Raw genomic sequence first — 18,897 nt, forward strand, 5'->3', positions numbered from 1 at the left:
CATGCGCCTGGTCACGTTCGTGAAAAAGAACCAGCAGGAGCCGCAGGACCAGCAGGGCCGCCAACCGGGCCAACCGGCCCGGGAGTTCGTCGGGGCACTGCTCGACGGGGACACCACCGTCCTCGACCTCGCCGCCGCCGCGCCCGGAGAAGCGGCCTTCGGGTCGATGCGGGCCCTGATCGACGCCGGTGACGACGGGCTGCGCCGGGCGCGGGAGCTGTGCGAACTCCGGTCCGGCCAGGCCCTGTTGGCCAGGGACGACATCGTTCTGCGGGCGCCCCTGCCGCGCCCCGCCCGGCTGCGCGACTGCGGGCTGTTCATCGCCCATCTGGAGTCGGGGCTGCGCGAGCTGGCCCGGCGCTCCTCGGTCGGGGCGGAGGATCCCGCCGCCGAGTTCGAACGGCTCATGGCCAGCGGGCGGTTCGACCTCAACCCGCTCTTCCGCGAGCGGGTCATGTACTACACGGCCGACCACCTCTCGGTGAGCGGGCCCGAGGACGTCATCACCGCGCCCGCCGGGGCGAAGGAGCTCGACTACGAGCTGGAGTTCGCCGCCGTCGTGGGCCGGACCGGCCGCGAGGTGAAGCCCGGCGCGGCGCGCGAGCACATCTTCGGCTACACCGTCTTCAACGACTGGAGCGCCCGCGACCTCCAGATGCTGCTGATGCCGGCGGGCGTGGGCCCCTGCGAGGGCAAGGACTTCGCCGGTTCCAACACGCTCGGGCCCTGCATCGTCACCCGCGACGAGCTCCCCGATCCGTACGCGCTGACGATGACCGCCCGGGTCAACGGCCAGGAGTGGTCGCGCGGCGGCACCGACGGCATGCATCACAGCTTCGAGGACGCGATCGTGCACCTCAGCCGGGACCGGGCGGTGCACCCCGGCGACGTCATCGGCTCCGGCACGGTCCCCTCCGGCACCGGGTTCGACCTGGCACGGTCGCTCAAGGACGGCGACGTGGTCGAGCTCGAGGTCGAGGGGATCGGCGTGCTGCGCAACACCGTCCGCGTGCCCGCGCTCCCCTCGAACGCCTCATGACCGAGGCGTACGTCCTCGCCGTGGGCCGCACCCGGTACGGCAGGTTCCCCGAGCTCGGTGTCGGCGCGCTGGCCCGCGAGGCCCTCGCGCTGTGCCTCGCCGACGCCGCCGCCGGACCCTCGGTGATCGACGGCGTGTTCTTCGCCAACGCCACCCAAGGGGCCCTGGAAGGGCAGCATCTGATACGAGGTCAGGTCGCCCTGCGCGGCAGCGCTCTCCAAGGCGTGCCGGTCTTCAACGTCGAGAACGCCTGCGCCGGCGGTGCCACCGCCTTCCACCTCGCGGCCACCGCCGTACGGGCCGGGGAGATGGATGTCGCCCTCGCGCTCGGCGCCGAGAAGATGTACGGGGCCGACGCGACCCGCACCGACGAGGCGTTCCACGGTGGTCTGGACGTGGCCCGCTGGGAGGCCGAGCTCAAAGCGCTGCGGGATGCCGCGGGGGCCGAGGCGGCTCCGCCCGGGCGGCGTTCGGTGTTCATGGACGTCTACGCGGCGCTCGCCGCCCACTACCGGCGCCGCTTCCCCTCCTGCACCGCCCGCCGGCTCGCCGCGGTCACCGCCAAGAACCGGCGGCACGGCTCCCTCAACCGCGATGCCGCCCACCGCACCCCGCTCACGGTCGACGACATCCTTGCCGCACGCGAGATCGTGGCGCCGCTGACGCTCCCCATGTGCGCGTCGATCGGCGACGGCGCGGCGGCGGCCCTGGTCTGCTCACCGGCTGCGGCACGCCGCCTCGGCGTCCGGCGCGCCGTGGGGATCCGGGCGAGCGTGGTCGCCTCCGGCTCGGGCCGGTCCCTGGACGACGAGGAGCGGCAGATCACCCGTCGCGCCTCGGCCACCGCCTACGAGCGCGCGGGAATCGGGCCCGCCGAGGTGTCACTCGCCGAGGTCCACGACGCGACGGCGATCGGTGAGGTGCTCCAGTTGGAAGCCCTCCGCCTGGTCGGCCCCGGCGAGGGCGCGCTCGCGGCCGAGCGCGGCGAGACGGCACTCGGCAGCCGCCTTCCGGTGAACACCTCCGGCGGTCTGGAGTGCAACGGCCATCCCGTCGGAGCCACCGGGATCGGCCAGATCGCCGAGCTGACCACGCAGTTGCGCGGCGAGGCCGGTGCGCGTCAGGTGCCCGGCGCACGGATCGGGCTGGCCGAGAACGGCGGCGGATTCCTGGGCTTCGAGGAGGCGGCCGCCGCGGTCGTGGTCCTGGAGGCGCCCTCACGGGCGGGGAGGCGGCCATGAACGCGTCGGTGGACCCGGCTGCGAACGGCCCGGCGGACGGCCCGGCCGACGGCCGGAGGAACGGCCCGGCGAGCGGTCGAGCCTCCAGCGACCCCGCCCCCGCGAGCACCCGCGTGAACGTCGCCGACCTGCTCCACCGCGCGGCCACCGCGACCCCGCGCGCCCCCGCCGTGTGCGAGGGCGCCACCGTACTGCGCGACTATCGCCAACTGGCCGAGCGCGCACGGGCGATCGGGGCCGCGCTGGTGCGGACGTACGGTCTGCTCCCCGGCGACCGCGTCGCGCTGGCGATGCGCAACACTCCGTACTATCCGGAGATCCTGTTCGGCGTCTGGTGGGCCGGGCTGGTGGCGACGCCGATGAACGCGCGGCTGCACCCGAAGGAGTTCGCCCAGCAGATCGAGGACTGCTCGGCCCGGGTGTGCGTCGCCACGGACGAGGTGGCCGGTTCCCTGCGCGAACAGGGTTTGGGCGACGTCGCGTTGGCCGACGCGTCCGAGCTGGCGCGTACGGCCCCGCCGCAGGGAGCATCCGGGCCTCCGGCGCCCGTACTCCCCGACGATCCGGCGTGGCTGTTCTACACGAGCGGTACCACCGGCCACCCCAAGGGCGCGACACTCACCCACCGCAATGTGGCGGCGGCGACGGAGAGCGCGCTCACCGACATCGGCCCCGGCCTGGACGCGGCCCTGCTCCACCTCGCGCCGCTCTCCCACGCGGGCGGCCTCTTCGGCCTGGCCGCCGTCGCCCGCTCCCGTCCGCAGGTGTTCCCCCGGGGCGGCGCGGTGGACGCGGGGACCCTGGGCGAGGCCCTGCGCGCCTTCGGCCCGGCGGTGTTCTTCGCGGTGCCGACCATCCTGCGCCGGCTGCTCGACCCCGCGTCGCTGCCGGACGAACTGATCGGCCAGGTCCACCACGTCCTCTACGGCGGCGCTCCGATGTACGCCGAGGACCTGCGGCAGGTCATCGCCCGCTTCGGGCCCGAGCGGCTGTGGCAGGGGTACGGGCAGGGCGAGTCCCCCGCCACGATCACCCATCTGCGGCCCGATGACCACCGGGGGGACGACCCCGAGGCGCTCGGACGCCGGCTGGCAAGCGTCGGCCGCGCGCGCACCGGTGTCGAGGTGCGTGTGGTGGACGCGGCGGGGCGGGACCTGCCGCCCGGAACCACCGGCGAGGTGATCGTCCGGGGCGAGACCGTGATGGCGGGCTACTGGAACAACCCCGAGGCCACCGCACGTACGCTGCGCGGCGGCTGGCTGCACACAGGCGACCTCGGACGGTTCGACGCACAGGGCTTCCTCACCCTCGTCGACCGCGCCAAGGACCTGATCATCGCCGGGGGTTCCAACATCTATCCGCGCGAGGTGGAGGAAGCCCTCCTGCGCCACCCGGCGGTCACCGAGGCGGCCGTGGTGGGCGCTCCCGACCCGGAATGGGGCGAACTGCCCGTCGCCTTCGTCGTCCTCGCCCACGGACGTACGGCTACGGCCGACGACCTCGACCGCCACTGCCTGGCGCAGATCGCACGCTTCAAGCGGCCGCGCGGCTTCCGCTTCGTGGCCGCCCTGCCCAAGAACTCCTACGGAAAGGTGCTCAAGACCGAACTCAGGGGACTGATCGCCCGATCCCCGGACGCCGAACACGGAAGAGGCTGAGCTGAGATGAGCCGCATCGTCGACCTGACCTCCCCCCTCGATCCCCAGGACCTCGACCTCGTACCACCCGGCATGCCCGACCTGGCGCTGGTGATCGCGCCCAAGATCGACTACCACACCCATGACGTCTGGGGCCGCGAGTTCATGGTCGCGTCCTTCGGCTGCGACCCCGACGACCTCCCGGCCCGCGAGGGACCGGCGGGCGAGGTCATGCACGAGATCAGCACGCACTGCGGTACGCATGTGGACGCGCCCCTGCACAGCGGACGCCTGTGCGAGGGTCGCCCGTCGCGCACCATCAGTGACATCACGCTCGACGAGCTGTACCGCCCGGGCATGGTGCTCGACGTGCGCCCGTGGGCCAGACCCGGGGAGGCCATCCCCGTCGAGGCACTGGAGCGGGCCGTGAAGGCCAACGGCCGGGACATCCAGGACGGCGACGCGGTGCTGATCCGTACCGGGCAGGAGCGCTACCGGCTGGGCGAGCCGGAGTACTTCGACTACCCCGGCATGTCCGGCGCCGGCACCCGCTACCTCACCGGCAAGGGAGCGACGATCCTGGGCACGGACGCCATCGGCTGGGACCGTCCGATCCCGAGGATGCGCCGGGCGTTCCAGGAGACCGGCGACGCCGGGCACATCTGGGACGGCCACTATGCCATCCAGGACAAGGAAGCGCTGATCGTCCAGCAGTTGGTGAATCTGGGCGCGCTCCCCTCAACCGGCTTCATGGTCGGTTTCTTCCCGCTCAAGCTCACCGGTACGAGCGCCTCGCCCACCCGAGCAGTCGCCTTCCTCCCGGAGTAGCGGCGCCCAGGCCGTGCGGCCCGCACCCTGCACGGCCTCGGCGAACAATCTATCGGGGAACCGGGCAGCGTACAGAAGATGCGCGCCCCGCAGGGCGTCACCACGCAAAAAGCGTCACTTCCGAACGGCCTCGTACGGCCCGGCCGGTAAGAAAACCGCGCGCCGTGGCGGTTTTCGTACCGGCCGGGGGCCGTGTGGCACGCGGGCCGCCCCAGCGGTGCCACGGGCACCCGCCGTTCACCCTCTCCTGCGCCGCACCCGGACGACGGACCGGATGTGGTGCCGGTCACCTGGCCGGATGTCAACTCTCTTGTACCGGTGACGCGTTGACGGTGTTCCGCTACGAACTGTAGCGTTACTTATCGGTAGGGGTGGTGAACGCAGAAAGGCGTGAGTTTCCAGGGCACGAATTCGTGGGCTCCGCGCATCACTGGCCCGGCTTTTCTGTCACTCCCTCGACGGTTGCGCGCAGCTGCCTTTCCATGGCGACACAGCAACTCAATGAGGCGCGCATGAGCAATCCCTACTCCCTTTCTGATGAAGTGCTGTCGCAGATTCGTCCGCTGATCGAATCCGTCGTCAACGATGTCCAGATCCACGCACTTGAGGATTCGACTCTCGCCGTCATCGGCGACAGAAGTGTCGCCGCCACCACACTCGACACTCTGGTGGAACGGGCGGAGTTCTCGGTGAACATGCTCGTACCCCATTCCCGCGACGCGTTACCCGTACTGGAAACGGCGTTACGGCGCCTGGCCGCACGGCGTCCGGGTGGTGCCCGGGTGCAGATCCTCGCGGCGCCGGAAGTGGCCACGGACCGCCGCCTCGCACAGCTCGGCGCGCGCACCGAGGGCGTCGAGGTCCGACTGGCCGCCGATGTGCGGCACGCCGCCGTGGTGGTGGACGGGCAGGTGGCACTCGTGCGCTCGCCCGGCGTGGTCACGGCCGGCGCCGAAGCCTCCGTCATCCGGGCCCCCGGCGTGGTCTCGGCCCTCCACGACATCATGATGACCGCATGGCACCAGGCCGCCCCGCTGGTGAAGTACCAACAGCTCCAGGAATGCCTCAACGGAGACTCCGGGACCCGGATCCTGCGACTGCTGAGCGACGGCTGTACGGACGAGGCGGCCGCCCGGGAACTCGACATGTCCGTACGGACCTATCGCAGAAGAGTCGCCGACATCATGCGTCTCCTCGGGGCGCGTTCACGATTCCAGGCCGGGGTCTACGCATCGAGCATGGGGTTGTTACAGGCGTAAGTCAGGAGCGTGTCCCGGGCTATTCGAGTGGAAGCGCGCAGGCAACAACATGTCAGCGGGACAGGAATTCCCCGCGGTGAATGGCAATTTACTGACCGCCCGTTGAACATGGCCGCATCTTCTGGCGAGACTCGGAGTCGAGCCCGCGCAGCCGACTGCCGCGCGGCCTTCCCGAGTTAAGGAAGTCACGTACACCATGGGTGAAGAAACCCCGGTGCGGCCCGCACCGATCGCGATCGTCGGAATGGCCTGCCGGGTTCCCGGCGCCGACGGCCCGGACGCTTTCTGGCAGCTCCTGATGGACGAGGTCTGCTCGGTGGACGAGGTCCCGCCGACGCGGTTCGGGCGGCCGTACGAGATTCCCGGGGCGCGCGTGCGGTCGGGGCTCCTGAAGGACGTGGACCGCTTCGACGCGGAGCACTTCGGGATCTCGCCGAGGGAGGCCGCGGGCATGGACCCGCAGCAGCGGCTCTTCATGGAGACCGTCTGGGAGGCCCTGGAGGACGCGGGCCAGGACCCGGCGCGGCTCGCGGGCACCCGCACCGGCGTCTACGTGGGCACCACCAACGTCCACTACTGGGATCTCCAGCAGCGCGTCGAGCACCCCGACATCCACGCCTCGCTCGGCGCCGGCTCCCGCTCCACCACGACCGGGCGGGTCTCCTTCGCCCTCGGCGTCACCGGGCCCGGCCTCTCCGTGGACACCGCCTGCTCGTCCTCGCTGACGGCCATCGCGCTCGCCTGCCAGAGCCTGCGGGCGGGCGAGTCCACGCTCGCCATCGCGGGCGGCTCGCAGCTGCTGCTCGCCAACACCGAGAACCACGGGTTCGTGGACGCCGGGGTGTTCGGGACCAACTGCCGCTTCGGCGACGCCGCCGCCGACGGCTTCGTCTTCAGCGAGGGCGTGGGTGTGGTCCTGCTCAAGCCCCTCGACCGCGCCGTCGCCGACGGCGACCCCATCCGCGCCGTCATCCGCGGCTGGGGCATGAACAACGACGGCGCGGGCAGCGACACGATGATCAACCCCGCGCTGAGCGGCCAGCGCCAGATGCTCCAGCTCGCCTACGAGCACGCCGGGATCCCGGTGTCCGACGTCGACTACATCGAGACCCACGGCACCGGCACCGGCGCGGGCGACCCCGTCGAACTCGGCGCCATCGCCTCCGTCCTGGGCGGGCGCGACAAGGCCAGGCCGCTGCTCGTGGGCTCCGTGAAGAGCAACATCGGCCACACCGGCTCGGCCGCGGGCGTGCTCGGGCTGATCAAGACCGTACTGGCCCTCCAGCACCGCACCGCCCCGCGCAGCCTCCACGTCACCGAACGCACCTCCGCGATCGACTGGGACGCCACGGGGCTCGACATCCCGCACCTCGCGGCCGTACCCCTCGAAGCGGAGGGGCGACCGCTGACCGCCGGGGTGAGCGGCTTCGGCGTCTCCGGCACCAACGTGCACCTCGTGCTCACCGAAGCCGAACCCGAAGCCGAACCCGATGCCGAAGCGCGTGCTGAAGCGCATGCCGACGCCAAGTCCTACGGCGCCGGCATCCGCACCCCCGCCTCCCCGGAGCGCGGCACCACGCACGTCCTCCCCCTCTCCGCCGCCTCCCCCCAGGCCCTGCGGCAGCGGCTGCAGGACATGGCCCACCACCTCTCCCCCGGCGGTGCGGGCCGTGGCGCCGCGATCGCGGACATCTGCCACACCGCCGCGATCCGCCGCGCGCACCACGACTGCCGGGTCGCCGTCGTCGGCGACAGCCACGACGCGCTGGCCGAGCGGCTGCGGGACGCCCTGGCCGAGGACGGTGCCACGCCCTACGCGGGCCGCCCGCAGGTCGCGTTCGTCTTCTCCGGCCACGGCTCCCAGTGGATCGGGATGGCCCGTGAACTCATGGACACCTCACCGGCGTTCAGCGCGGCACTGATCCGCTGTGACGACGTCGTCCGCAACGAGACCGGCTGGTCCGTCATCGGCCGGCTCACCGACGGCAGTGACCTGGTGGGCGAGACGGTCGCCGTCGTGCACCCGGTGCTCTGGGCGGTCCAGGTCTCGCTCGCCGAGACCTGGCGGGCGTGGGGCGTCGAACCGGACGTGGTCATCGGGCACAGCATGGGCGAGTCGGCGGCCGCGTGCGTCGCGGGCGCCCTGAGCCTGGCCGACGCGGCGGCCGTGGTCTGCCGCCGCGCCCGGCTGATCCGCGACCGCGTCGCCGGTCGCGGCACCATGTCGGTGGCCGCGCTGCCCGCCGCCGACGCCGAACGGCTCATCGCGGAGCTCGCGGTCAACGTCTCGGTCGCGGCCAGCAACGGCCCGCGCACCACGGTGCTCGCCGGCGAGATCGAGGGCATCGAGAAGATCAAGGCAGAGCTGGACGCCCGCGACGTGTTCTGCCGCGTCATGAAGGCCGAAGCCGCCTCGCACTGCGCCCAGATGGACCCGCTCCTCGATGAACTCGGCGCCGAACTGAGTGAGATAGCACCCCGGGCCGGGCGCATACCGATGCGCTCCACCGTCACCGGCGAGCTGGAGGACGGCAGCGACCTCGACGCCTCGTACTGGACCCGCAACATCCGCGGCCGCGTCCACTTCCACGAGGCCGTGCTCAGCACCGCCCGCGCCGCCGAGACCGTGTTCATCGAGATCAGCCCGCACCCGATCCTGTCGAGCGCCGTGCAGGACTCCCTCGATGACGCGGGCCTGCCCGGCACGGCCGTCGGCTCCCTCATCCGCGACGAACCCGAGCGCCAGACCCTGCTGAACCACCTCGGCAGGGTGTACGAGAGCGGCGCCCGCGTCGACTGGGACGGCCTCTACAACGGCGGCCGCCTGGTCCCCCTGCCGACCTACCCCTGGCAGCGCGAGAGCTACTGGGTGGAGGACCTGGAATCCCTCCCCCACTCCCACACCTTCCTCCTGGAGTCGGATTCACCGTTCCTCGCGGACGCCCCGGCGCACGGCCCCGCTCTGCTGCACGGCCCGGCGTTCGCCGAAGCGGCCCGAGTCGCGGCTGTCCGGAGCGCGGGTACCGACGCGCTGCTGCTCACGGACGTGACCGTCAAGGACGCCCTGGCGGTGCACGCCGGGCCCACCCCCGTACTGCGCGTCACCCTCACCCCCACGGACACGGAGGGCAGTTGGAGCTTCTCGGTCACCGGGGAGCAGGACGACCGCGAGAGCGAGCACGCCTCCGGCACGGCGACCGTGACACCCGGCGCCGCCGCCACCGCGCACGAACCCCTCGCACGCGCGCTGGAGCGCTGTCCGCAGCGCTTGGACGGTGAGGCCTTCCACGCCCGGATGGCCGGGACCAAGGAGCTCTACCCGGTCGTGGACGAGCTCTGGCTCGGGCAGGGCGAGGTCGTCGGCAGGCTGCGCCGCCCCGCCGCGCTGGAGCCGCACCCCGACCACCCGGTGCACCCGGCCCTGCTGGCCGCGGCCGCCCAGCCGGCTCTGGCACTGCTGCCGGACATGTCGTACGTCACCGAGCACGTCGGCCACGTCACCGTGCTCGGGGCGCAGACGGACGTGATGTGGAGCAAGTGCTGGATCTCCGAAGTCACCCCCGACGGGCTGCTCTTCCTGGACATGGCCCTCCTGGACGAAGCCGAGAACGTCGTGGTCGAGGCCAGGCGGATGCGGATGCGCCAGCAGGGCGGTGGTACGGAAGTCGGCGCCGGTGCCGAAGCGAGCGCGGAGGACGAGGTCATGAGCACCGAGCCCGAACCCGTCCATGAGCGGGGCACGGTCACCGGCCGGAGCGTGGACGGCGGCATCGAACTGACCGGCGAGTTGCGGCTGACCGACCCGTCCAGCGGTTTCGTCGTCGAGCTGCGCGGCAGCCTGCGGATCTCGCAGGCCGGTGCGGCGAGCCCCTCCCACACGCTCGCCCCACCCACTCGTACAGCCGCGTCCGCTCGTACGGTCGCCCCCGGCGCGCAGCCCGCTGCCGCCCCCGCGCCCGTCGTGGCGGTGAGCGCCGCGGCCGTGGCGCAACCCGAGGCCGGGCAGACCGTCGAGGACGCCCCGCCCGCCGACCGCCCGGTCGTCGACCGCGTGGCGGCACACGTCGCCGCGGTGCTCAAGATGCGCGTCGCCCGGCTCGACGTGAACAAGCGCTTCAACCAGCTCGGCATGGACTCGCTCATGGCGACCGAGCTGCGCAAGCGGCTGGAGAAGGAGCTGGGCGTCGCCCTGCCCATGACCCGGCTGGTGCGCGAGACCACGACCGCCTCCCTGGCCCGGGAGCTGGAGGCGGAGTTCACCGGCTGACCGGCGCGCGGCCGGACCGGACCACAAGGCACCAGCAGCACCACAAGGTGGAGGAACAGTTGAGCAAGGACCTGTACGACATCGGCCAGATGCCTCCGTTGGGCGAGGTACCCGCACGCATGCACGCGTCGGTCATCCGCCCGGACCGCTACGGTCCGCCGGAGCAGGGTTTCGCCATGGAGGTCGTGGACGTACCGCGCGTGGGGCGCGGCCAGGTCCTCGTCTATGTGATGGCGGCGGGCATCAACTACAACAACGTCTGGGCCTCCCTCGGCTACCCGTACGACGTCATCGCCGGGCGCCAGAAGCGGGGTGAGCCCGAGGACTTCCACATCGGCGGCTCCGAGGGGTCGGGCATCGTCTGGGCGGTGGGTGACGGCGTCACCTCCGTGAAGGTGGGCGACGAGGTGATGCTCTCGGGCTGCAGCTGGGACGAGACCGCCGCGGACATACGTCTGGGCGCCGATCCGATGACCTCGGCCACCCAGAACGCCTGGGGCTACGAGACGAACTACGGTTCCTTCGCCCAGTACGCGCTCGTCGGCGACTACCAGTGCCACCCCAAGCCGGCCAACCTCTCCTGGGAGGAGGCCGCCTGCTTCCTCCTGACGGGTGCGACCGCCTACCGGCAGCTGTGCGGCTGGGCCCCGCACACCGTGGAGCCCGGCGACCCGGTGCTCATCTGGGGCGGCGCGGGCGGCCTCGGCTCGATGGCGATCCAGATCACCCGCATCCGGGGCGGTGTCCCCATCGCGGTGGTCTCCGACGAGGAGCGCGGCAAGCACTGCCTCGACCTCGGTGCGGAGGGGTTCATCAACCGCAGTGACTTCGACCACTGGGGCCGGCTGCCGGACACCACGGACGACGCGGCGATGGCCAAGTGGCTCAAGGGCGCCCGCGCGTTCGGCGCCAAGTTCTGGGACATCCTCGGCGAGCGCCGGGCGCCCAAGATTGTGCTGGAGCACAGCGGCCAGAACACCATTCCCACCTCGATGTATCTGTGTGACACGGCGGGCATGGTGGTCATCTGCGGCGGTACCAGCGGTTACAACGGCGATGTGGACCTGCGCTTCCTGTGGATGCGTCAGAAGCGCCTCCAGGGATCGCACTTCGCGAACATCCGGCAGTGCCGCCAGGTCATCGAGCTCGCCGCGAGCAAGAAGCTCGACCCGTGTCTGTCCTGGACCGGCGATTTCGAGGAGACCGGCCTGGCGCACCAGTTGATGTACGAGAACAAGCACCCGTCCGGCAACATGGCGGTCCGTGTCAACGCCGTGAGCGGCTGACCCCGAAAAAAACACCAAGAGGGCGGCGGCAGGGCCCGGGTAGGCTCCGAAGCATGTCTGCCAGTGCCTTCGTCCCGCACGACTTCGTCGTTCCTCAGGGTTTGTCGGGTGAGGGATTCCGTCTGGAGCCCCTCAACGCGCGCCACAACGAGGCCGATCACGCGGCCTGGATGTCGAGCATCGAACACATCCAGGCCACCCCCGGCTTCCAGGGCAGCAGTTGGCCGCCGTCGTCCGGAATGAGCCTGGAGGAGAACCTCCGGGACCTGAACCGGCACGCGGACGACTTCGCGAAGCGGTCCAGCTTCACCTACTCCGTCCTCGACGACGGGGACCAGGTGATCGGCTGCGTATACATCTATCCGCCGCGCACGGAAGACCAGGCCACCCAGGTGAGTTCCTGGGTACGAGCCGACCGCCGGGAGCTGGACGGGCCGCTGCGCGACGCGGTGTCGGCGTGGCTCTCCTCGACGTGGCCGTTCGAGCACGTCGACTACCGGTCGGGTACGTAACCGGACCGGCGGCTCTTGTAGGGCCGCTCTTGTACGGCGACTCTTGTACGGCGGCTCTGGTACGGCGGCTCTTGTACGGCGGCTCTTGTACGGCCACAGCGAGCCGTCGTCGCCACGCCGAGCGCGCCCGCCGCCCATCACCTCGCGACCGTACCACCGGCGCGGGGTGACGGGCGGTGGGCCAGTGCCGCGAGGTAGTCGTCGAGGAGCTCGGTCTGGCGAGGGGGCGGGAACGCCTCGGGGGCGAAGAGGGCCTGTACCACCAGCCCGAGTACGAACGACTGGGCGCCGGCCGCGATGCGCGCCGGGTCGCCGGGTGGCAGTTCGCCGAGCTCCTGGGCCGCGGCGACCAGGTCGCGCAGTCTGTCGCGGCTTCGCCCGTACTTGAGCGCGTACTCGCCACTCAGCGCCGGGTCGGCCAGGGCCGCGTCCCAGGAGGACACCCAGATCCGATTGGTGGCGGCGGCCTCCGCGGTCAGCGGCAGGATGCCGAGCAGGGCGGTCCGCACGGCGGACAGGCCCGTGCCTCCGGCGGGCCGGGGGCGGGCGGCGGTGCGCTGGTCGAGCAGTTCGAGGGCGTGCGCGACCAGGTCGCGCTTGGCGGGGAAGTAGTGGGTGAGCAGGCCGGTGGTCGCGCCGAGCTCGGCGGCGACGGCGCGCAGGGTCAGGCCGCCGAAGCCCTGCGCGGCGAGCACCCGCCAGACCGCTTCGGAGACCTCGCGACGACGGGCTTCGTGGTCACCCTTGGTGCGTGGCATGCTGCTACCGTACATAACCGTAACGCTTGTTATGTGAATGGGGTCAGCATGTTCTCCCTCCCGCTGCGGGACAACGCACACCTCCGCCCGCTGGAGGTGTGGCATGCCGAGGAGTTCGCCGCCCACCTGGACCGGGCCCGTGAGCACATCCGTCCCTGGGTCGGGGCCGGGTTCGTCACCGACGACGTCGAGGGGGCACGCGCCACACTGAACCGCTACGCCGAGCGCCAGGCCGCCGACGGCGCCCGCCTCTACGGCCTGTGGCTCGACGGCACGCTGGTCGGCGGCGTGATGTTCACGGACTTCAGCGCCGCCTCGGGCTCCTGCGAGGTCGGCTGCTGGCTGGAGCCGGCCGCCGAGGGGCACGGCCTGGTCACCCAGGCCTGCGGCGCCCTGCTGGACTGGGCGTTCACCTCCCGCGGGCTGCACCGCGCCGAGTGGCACTGCCGGTCCGACAACGAGCGGAGTGCCGCGGTGGCCGAGCGGCTCGGCATGACCCTGGAGGGCCTGCGGCGCGAGTCGTGGCTCTACGGCGGCACCCGCCACGACAAGCAGATCTGGGCGGTCCTGGCCCCGGAGTGGCGAGTCCGTCGTCAGTGACGAGCGCGCCGCCCCACTGCCCGGGCTCCCGTGCGGCCCGTGGGCGAGCACACTGACCGCCCCCACGAAGCCCCCGGAATGACTACTCCCGGACAAGATCAGGTAGTCGTTACTCGTCGAGGCGCTCGTCCATGTGCTCGTCCGCCTCGGAGATGTGGGGAATGTGGGGGATGTGACGCCCCCTTATGGCTCTCACACAGCTCCGTTCGTCATACTTCGCGCCGTGGACCAGCGAACAGATGACCAGCACGCCGCCCTCAACGCCGCCGCCCTGAACCCGGCGCACATCCCGGGGCTCATGCCCGCGTCGGCGGCCGAGCCAGAGCTCAAGCCCGAGGCCAAGTCCGAGCCCACGCCTGAGCCCGAGCCCACGTCCGAGCACCAGCCCGATGCGGAGACGCAGACGGAGGCGGAAACGGAAACGGAAGACGCGGCGGTCGAAGATCGCGGCCCGGCCGCCGCGCCGGAGGTGGACGACGACGCCAACCCCGAGGGCGGGCCCGTCCTCTTCGCGTCCGACCGGCGGGGGTCCATCACCGCCGACCGCTCGGGCATCCGGCTGCGCCTCGACGACGAGGAGGCCGACTTCGGGTGGGACGAGCTCAGCGCCGTCGAGTACGCGACGTCGCGCTGGAGCCGGCGGTTCACGATCACCGTGCACCTGCCCCGGCCCCGCTGGTTCCGCACCGACGTCCAGGCCGAGGACCGGGCGAGCCTCGCGCAGTGGTCCGAGCAGCTCGAAGAAGTGCTGAACGCGTACTTCGAAGAGGAGTAGAACCAACCGCCCCCGAGGCGAAGACCGACGCCCGCACCGCGCCGGGTCGCGACCCCGCGACCTCGGCGCGGACGTCGTCGTGCCCCGTGGCTTGTTCCGCACTGCTCTGCCGTCACCTCCTCCACCAGGCAAGGCAGACTCAAGCGGAAACTGACATGAACGACAGAGCAACGGGGTCGTTCCGAAGAGCCTCGGGCCGAGGGGGAGAAACGTGCTCGCACTGTCGTGGGTCGAACTGGACCAACCCGCCGCCCGACTACCCCTCTCCGCAGGCTCCAAGGCAGCGAACCTGGCTCGTGCCACAGCCGCCGGACTGCCGGTCCTGCCCGGGTTCGTCATCCCGCACGGCGCCGGTGACGACGCCGAGGCCCTGCGGCACGCCTGGCGCGAGCTGTCCCACGACGGGGCGGTCCCTCTGGTCGTACGCTCCTCGTCGCCGCAGGAGGACACCCAGGAGTCCTCCCTGGCGGGGCAGTTCGCGTCCGTGCTGGACGTCCGCGACTGGCCCGCCTTCCGCGCGGCGGTACGTACGGTCCTCGACTCCGCTGACCGGCCCGACGGCACCCGCGCCCCCATGGCCGTCCTCGTCCAGCCCATGCTCGACGCGCGCGTGGGCGGTGTGCTCTTCGGCGCCGACCCCGTCGAGGGCCGTATGGACCGGATGCTGGTCAGCGCCGTGAGCGGCGGGCCCGACACACTGGTCAGCGGTGAACAGGACGGCACCAGCTACCACTTGACCCGATCGGGTCGGCTGCTGAGTCCCACGACCCCGTACACCACCGGCGAGCGACTGCTGACCCGTACCGAGCTGTACCGCCTCGCCCGCCTCGCTCGGCGGGTGGAAAAGATCTTCGGTGGACCGCAGGACATGGAGTTCGGCTTCGACGGGGCAGGACGTCTGTGGCTGTTCCAGGCCCGCCCCATCACGGCCATGACCGCGCGGCCCGCACGCGGCGCACGGCTGCTCGGCCCCGGCCCCGTCGCCGAAACCCTCCCCGGCACCCTGCAACCGCTGGAGGAGGACTTATGGGTGGCCCCGATGGCCCGGGGGCTCCGCGCCGCGCTGGACATCGGCGGCAGCGCACCGCGCCGCCTGCTGCGCACCCACCCCGTGGTGACGACGGTCGCCGGACGGGCCGCGGCGGACCTGCGTCTGCTGGGCATCGCGCCGCCCCGCCACCGTCTGCTCGCCCGGGTCAACCCGCTGCCGGGCGCCCGCCGTCTGGCGGCCGCGTGGCGGACGGGACGGCTGACCCGCGCCCTGCCCGACCTCGCCCTCGACCTCACGGCGGACATCGACCGCCGGTTGGCCGCAACCCCGGCACCGGCCGAGCTCTCGCGCACCGACCTGGCCGATCTGCTGCGCTGGACCCGCTCCGCCCTGGCGGCCCTGCACGCGCAGGAGGCCCTCGCGGGCGCGTTGTTGCACGAGAGCGGCAACCGCACGGCCGCGGGCGCGGCGCTCGCCGCACTGACCGAATGCCGAGGTCAGAGGCTCACGGACACCGAGATCGTGGCGGGCACACCGGTCGTCCTGGCGCTCACCCCACCGAGTCTCACGACTCCGCTGCGACTGCCGCCGACCGCGGCGGACGGTCACAGACGCATGGGCACGACAAGGGATGCGAACCACCTCACCCTGCCGACACGCGAGTCACTGCGGCTGCGCATCCGCTGGATCCACCAACTGCAGGTGCACCTCGTCCACGACGCCGCACGCCGTGTCACCCTGTCGCACCGCGCCGTCGCGTCGCTGCGCTGGCACGAGTTGCTGAGCACCCTGGACGGCGACTCCCTGCCCGCCGACGTCACCCGGCGGCTCCCCCGCCGCGACGCACCGCCACTGCCCGACGCCTTCCGTCTGGCGGACGACTCGGTGGTCGTCGCCGAACGCCCGCGCGACGAAGCCGCCCCGGCCCAGGGCGTCTCCGGCGGCCGCGCCACCGGGACCGCCTGGGACGGCCGGGGTGAACGCCCCGACGACGCCGTACTGGTCGTCCGGACCCTCGACCCGGCCCTCGCTCCCCTGCTGCCGTACGTGACCGCTCTGGTCGCCCAGACCGGCAGCCCCCTGTCCCATCTGGCCGTGCTGGCACGGGAGTTCAAGGTGCCCGCCGTGGTCGGCGCCGCCGACGCCGTACAGCGCTTCACTCCAGGGACGCGCCTGGCTGTCGACGGCACGAGTGGCGACATACGCCTGGAGGACCCCCCTACCCGAGTGGAAGACACCCTGACGCGAGAGGCAGCCGACCGGTGAAGCGACTGGCACACCTCTTCGCGGGCGCGGCCGGGCTCGGGGCGGGCTCGTACGTCGTGATCTACCTCTACCGCTGGCAGTGGCAGCGCGCGATCATGTGCGGGGTTCTGCTGCTGGTCGCAGAAGTGCTGCTGCTCGGCATGGTCGTCCTGGGCCGTCTCGGCCGAATCGAGCAACGCATCAGCGAGGGCGACCGGCGTCAGGCGGACGTCCTGGCCCGGCTGGAACAACCCCGCGCGGAAGATCCCGGGACGCGTTTCCGGTGGCTGGACGACATCCGCGTGGAGCGCACGCATGTCTTCGTACCCGTTCTGATGGCCGCGGGCGCCGTGCTCTCGGGGCTCGCCCGGATCGTACAGAAGGTCGCGCAGAGCACGGTCCGCCCGGCCGCCGACCGCCGCGTCGCCGGCCGTCTCGCCGTCCTCGCCGCGCCGCCCCTCGGCGCCGACCTCGACACCCTGCCCACGACCGGCCAGGACCGGCGCCGCACCCGGCACCGGATCACCAGTGTCGTCGCCGGAACCACCGCACTGTCGGCACTCGTTCTCGGCCTGGGCGAACTGACCGAGACCCGCCCCGAGGAGCGCGCCCCGGACACCGTCGCGACCTCGGTGGTGGTCCGCCTCGCCACCCGGGGCGTATCCGGCCAGGAGTACCAGGCGCTGCTGGCCCACGAGATCTGGAACCGCTGCCGTCACTCCACCGCCGTTCCGCTGTACGACGCACCGCTCGGCAGCCTCGGCGACGACCTCTACGCGGGCGTCGTCCACCCGGCTCTCGCCGACCACGACCGGATGCGGCTGCGCGGCTGTCTGGAGGACACGGCGACCGACCGCGCGTACTTCAAGGTCGTCGGCATGGATCAGACCAGGAGGGAGACGCACTGACGCAGGGCGCGGCCGCAGGGACCGAAGTGCGCCACACTGCGGCGGGAGGCGGTGGGCGCGGGCCCGGAGGGTATCCGCAGGAAAGGAAGCACGGTTCCCCTTCCCGTCAGGAGGCCGCTTGTGCCTACCACTTCGACACCTCGTCGCACTCCGCCCCCGGAGTACGGGACGGTCCTTCCGAAGCGATCCGCGTGGTCGGGGGTGCTCTTCGGGGTCGGGATCGCCGCGTTCGTCGACGAGACGGTGTTCCATCAGCTCCTGCACTGGCACCACTTCTACGACAAGTCCACCCCGGGCGTGGGCCTGGTCTCCGACGGTCTCTTCCACGCCTTCGGCTGGTTCGCCGTGGTCATCGGCCTGGTGCTGGTGGCGGACCTGCGGCGGCGCGGCGCGCTGACCGGCCGGGGCCTGACCGGCGGGATCCTCCTGGGCGCGGGGTTCTTCCAGCTCTACGACGGAACGGTCCAGCACAAACTCCTCAAGCTGCACCAGATCCGCTACCACGTCGACCTGGTCCCCTACGACTGGACGTGGAACGTGCTGGCGGTGGTCTTCCTGATCGTCGGCGCGGTGATGGTGCGGGCCGCCGGTGCCCGCGAAAGGCGTACAGCCGACGCGGCGGCGGCCCGGGAGCCGAGCTGATGGCGCCCGCGCCCACGCCTGTGCCGATGCCGATGCCGATGCCCTCTGAGCAGGGCACGGGCGCTCCAGCGGCGCTGGCCGTCGTTCTCGCCCTGAGCGCCCTGAGCGCGGGAGTGGGGTATCTCCTGGCGGCGCGGCGGCTGCGGCGTCGCGGGGACGCGTGGCCACGGTTACGGGATGTCTCCTTCACAACCGGCCAAGCGGGCCTGGCCGTGGTGGCGCTGGCGCCCATGCCGGGCGGGGAGTTCACCGCACATATGGTCCAGCATCTGGTCATCGGCATGGCCGCCCCGCTGCTGCTGGTGCTGGGGCGGCCGGTGAGCCTGGCCCTGCGCGCCCTGCCCGCGGGCCCCGCCCGGCGCGGCCTGCGGGCGGTGGTCCGCTCCCGCACGATCCGCCGGCTGGTCGTGCCGCCGGTGGCCGCTGTGCTCGACGTGGGCGGTCTGTGGCTGCTGTATCGCACCCGGTTGTTCGCCCACCTCCACGACCAACCCTGGGTGCACGCCGCCGTCTACGCCCATGTCCTGGCCGCCGGTCTGCTGTTCAGCCTCGCCATCTGCCAAGTCGACCCCGTACGCCACCGCTACGGCCTGCCGCTGCGCGCCGCCACCCTGGTCGCCGCCGCCACCGCGCACTCGGTACTGGCCAAGACGCTCTACAGCACGTCCCCGCCCGGCACGGCTTTCACCGGCCACGACCTGGCGCGAGCCGCGGAGGCGATGTACTACGGCGGCGACGTGGTGGAGTTCGCCCTGGCCGCCGTCCTGGCCCGGCAGTGGTACGCCGTCACCGGCCGGAACCTCTCCGGCTCCTGCGACGGCCCCCGCGACGGCCCACGCGAGAAGAAAACCGGGTGGGTTGGCGCTCGTGCTGCTGAACAGGCGTGAACTGACCTGACGGGTATCGGCG

General features: G+C 72.0%; 15 protein-coding genes. 14 read left to right on the top strand and 1 reads right to left on the bottom strand.

Annotated features, from left to right (window positions below):
* Window position 1: 1 nt before the first annotated feature.
* From AB0G17_RS11555 to AB0G17_RS11590, 8 genes are all read left to right on the top strand, one after another.
* Window positions 2–1,039: a fumarylacetoacetate hydrolase family protein gene (locus AB0G17_RS11555; RefSeq protein ID WP_361379325.1), complete on the top strand. Its 1,038-nt coding sequence runs from the start codon at window positions 2–4 to the stop codon at window positions 1,037–1,039.
* A complete protein-coding gene (locus AB0G17_RS11560) occupies window positions 1,036–2,280 on the top strand; it encodes a thiolase family protein (protein WP_361379328.1) in 1,245 nt (414 codons plus the stop codon). Before AB0G17_RS11555 ends, AB0G17_RS11560 begins: the two co-directional genes overlap by 4 nt.
* The gene (locus AB0G17_RS11565) at window positions 2,277–3,938 is read left to right on the top strand and encodes an AMP-binding protein (protein WP_361379331.1); all 1,662 of its coding nucleotides are present in this window, start codon (window positions 2,277–2,279) and stop codon (window positions 3,936–3,938) included. The genes AB0G17_RS11560 and AB0G17_RS11565 overlap by 4 nt, the downstream gene beginning before the upstream one ends.
* Window positions 3,939–3,944: 6 nt before the next feature.
* Window positions 3,945–4,745, top strand: coding sequence for a cyclase family protein (locus AB0G17_RS11570; protein WP_361379334.1), 801 nt, complete (start codon window positions 3,945–3,947; stop codon window positions 4,743–4,745).
* A gap of 374 nt (window positions 4,746–5,119) precedes the next feature.
* On the top strand, window positions 5,120–6,004 hold the full coding sequence (locus AB0G17_RS11575; RefSeq protein ID WP_361379337.1) for a helix-turn-helix transcriptional regulator: 885 nt from the start codon (window positions 5,120–5,122) through the stop codon (window positions 6,002–6,004).
* A gap of 196 nt (window positions 6,005–6,200) precedes the next feature.
* The gene (locus AB0G17_RS11580) at window positions 6,201–10,271 is read left to right on the top strand and encodes an acyltransferase domain-containing protein (RefSeq protein WP_361379340.1); all 4,071 of its coding nucleotides are present in this window, start codon (window positions 6,201–6,203) and stop codon (window positions 10,269–10,271) included.
* Between the two features lie 59 nt (window positions 10,272–10,330).
* The gene (gene ccrA / locus AB0G17_RS11585) at window positions 10,331–11,557 is read left to right on the top strand and encodes a crotonyl-CoA carboxylase/reductase (protein ID WP_361379343.1); all 1,227 of its coding nucleotides are present in this window, start codon (window positions 10,331–10,333) and stop codon (window positions 11,555–11,557) included.
* A 53-nt stretch (window positions 11,558–11,610) separates the two neighbouring features.
* A complete protein-coding gene (locus tag AB0G17_RS11590) occupies window positions 11,611–12,069 on the top strand; it encodes an N-acetyltransferase (RefSeq protein ID WP_361379346.1) in 459 nt (152 codons plus the stop codon).
* Between the two features lie 137 nt (window positions 12,070–12,206).
* Here AB0G17_RS11590 and AB0G17_RS11595 read toward each other — a convergent pair whose 3' ends face one another.
* Window positions 12,207–12,827: a TetR/AcrR family transcriptional regulator gene (locus AB0G17_RS11595; protein ID WP_361379349.1), complete on the bottom strand. Its 621-nt coding sequence runs from the start codon at window positions 12,825–12,827 to the stop codon at window positions 12,207–12,209.
* Between the two features lie 48 nt (window positions 12,828–12,875).
* Between AB0G17_RS11595 and AB0G17_RS11600 the strand changes: the two genes are divergently transcribed.
* From AB0G17_RS11600 to AB0G17_RS11625, 6 genes are all read left to right on the top strand, one after another.
* Window positions 12,876–13,427 (top strand): GNAT family protein, encoded by a 552-nt coding sequence (locus AB0G17_RS11600; RefSeq protein ID WP_361379352.1) that lies wholly within the window; start codon window positions 12,876–12,878, stop codon window positions 13,425–13,427.
* Window positions 13,428–13,650: 223 nt separating this feature from the next.
* Complete coding sequence (locus tag AB0G17_RS11605; protein ID WP_361379355.1) at window positions 13,651–14,202, top strand: hypothetical protein; 552 nt, start codon at window positions 13,651–13,653, stop codon at window positions 14,200–14,202.
* A gap of 211 nt (window positions 14,203–14,413) precedes the next feature.
* A complete protein-coding gene (locus AB0G17_RS11610; protein WP_361379358.1) occupies window positions 14,414–16,459 on the top strand; it encodes a PEP/pyruvate-binding domain-containing protein in 2,046 nt (681 codons plus the stop codon).
* On the top strand, window positions 16,456–17,346 hold the full coding sequence (locus tag AB0G17_RS11615) for a hypothetical protein (protein WP_361379361.1): 891 nt from the start codon (window positions 16,456–16,458) through the stop codon (window positions 17,344–17,346). Before AB0G17_RS11610 ends, AB0G17_RS11615 begins: the two co-directional genes overlap by 4 nt.
* 120 nt (window positions 17,347–17,466) lie before the next feature.
* Window positions 17,467–17,988 carry a DUF2243 domain-containing protein gene (locus tag AB0G17_RS11620; RefSeq protein WP_361379364.1) on the top strand — a complete coding sequence of 174 codons (522 nt, stop codon included), beginning with the start codon at window positions 17,467–17,469 and terminating at the stop codon, window positions 17,986–17,988.
* Between the two features lie 38 nt (window positions 17,989–18,026).
* Complete coding sequence (locus tag AB0G17_RS11625) at window positions 18,027–18,875, top strand: cytochrome c oxidase assembly protein (RefSeq protein ID WP_361379367.1); 849 nt, start codon at window positions 18,027–18,029, stop codon at window positions 18,873–18,875.
* The last annotated feature ends 22 nt before the right edge of the window (window positions 18,876–18,897 follow it).

This window comes from Streptomyces sp. NPDC023838 (genome assembly GCF_040639555.1).
Taxonomy (GTDB): domain Bacteria; phylum Actinomycetota; class Actinomycetes; order Streptomycetales; family Streptomycetaceae; genus Streptomyces.

Excerpts from the sequence above, each read along its gene's own strand:
- AB0G17_RS11595 (WP_361379349.1), bottom strand. The coding sequence starts at position 12,827 with ATGCCACGCACCAAGGGTGACCACGAAGCCCGTCGTCGCGAGGTCTCC.
- AB0G17_RS11625 (WP_361379367.1), top strand. The coding sequence starts at position 18,027 with ATGCCCTCTGAGCAGGGCACGGGCGCTCCAGCGGCGCTGGCCGTCGTT.
- AB0G17_RS11570 (WP_361379334.1), top strand. The coding sequence starts at position 3,945 with ATGAGCCGCATCGTCGACCTGACCTCCCCCCTCGATCCCCAGGACCTC.
- AB0G17_RS11565 (WP_361379331.1), top strand. The coding sequence starts at position 2,277 with ATGAACGCGTCGGTGGACCCGGCTGCGAACGGCCCGGCGGACGGCCCG.
- AB0G17_RS11555 (WP_361379325.1), top strand. The coding sequence starts at position 2 with ATGCGCCTGGTCACGTTCGTGAAAAAGAACCAGCAGGAGCCGCAGGAC.
- AB0G17_RS11590 (WP_361379346.1), top strand. The coding sequence starts at position 11,611 with ATGTCTGCCAGTGCCTTCGTCCCGCACGACTTCGTCGTTCCTCAGGGT.
- AB0G17_RS11600 (WP_361379352.1), top strand. The coding sequence starts at position 12,876 with ATGTTCTCCCTCCCGCTGCGGGACAACGCACACCTCCGCCCGCTGGAG.
- AB0G17_RS11580 (WP_361379340.1), top strand. The coding sequence starts at position 6,201 with ATGGGTGAAGAAACCCCGGTGCGGCCCGCACCGATCGCGATCGTCGGA.
- AB0G17_RS11560 (WP_361379328.1), top strand. The coding sequence starts at position 1,036 with ATGACCGAGGCGTACGTCCTCGCCGTGGGCCGCACCCGGTACGGCAGG.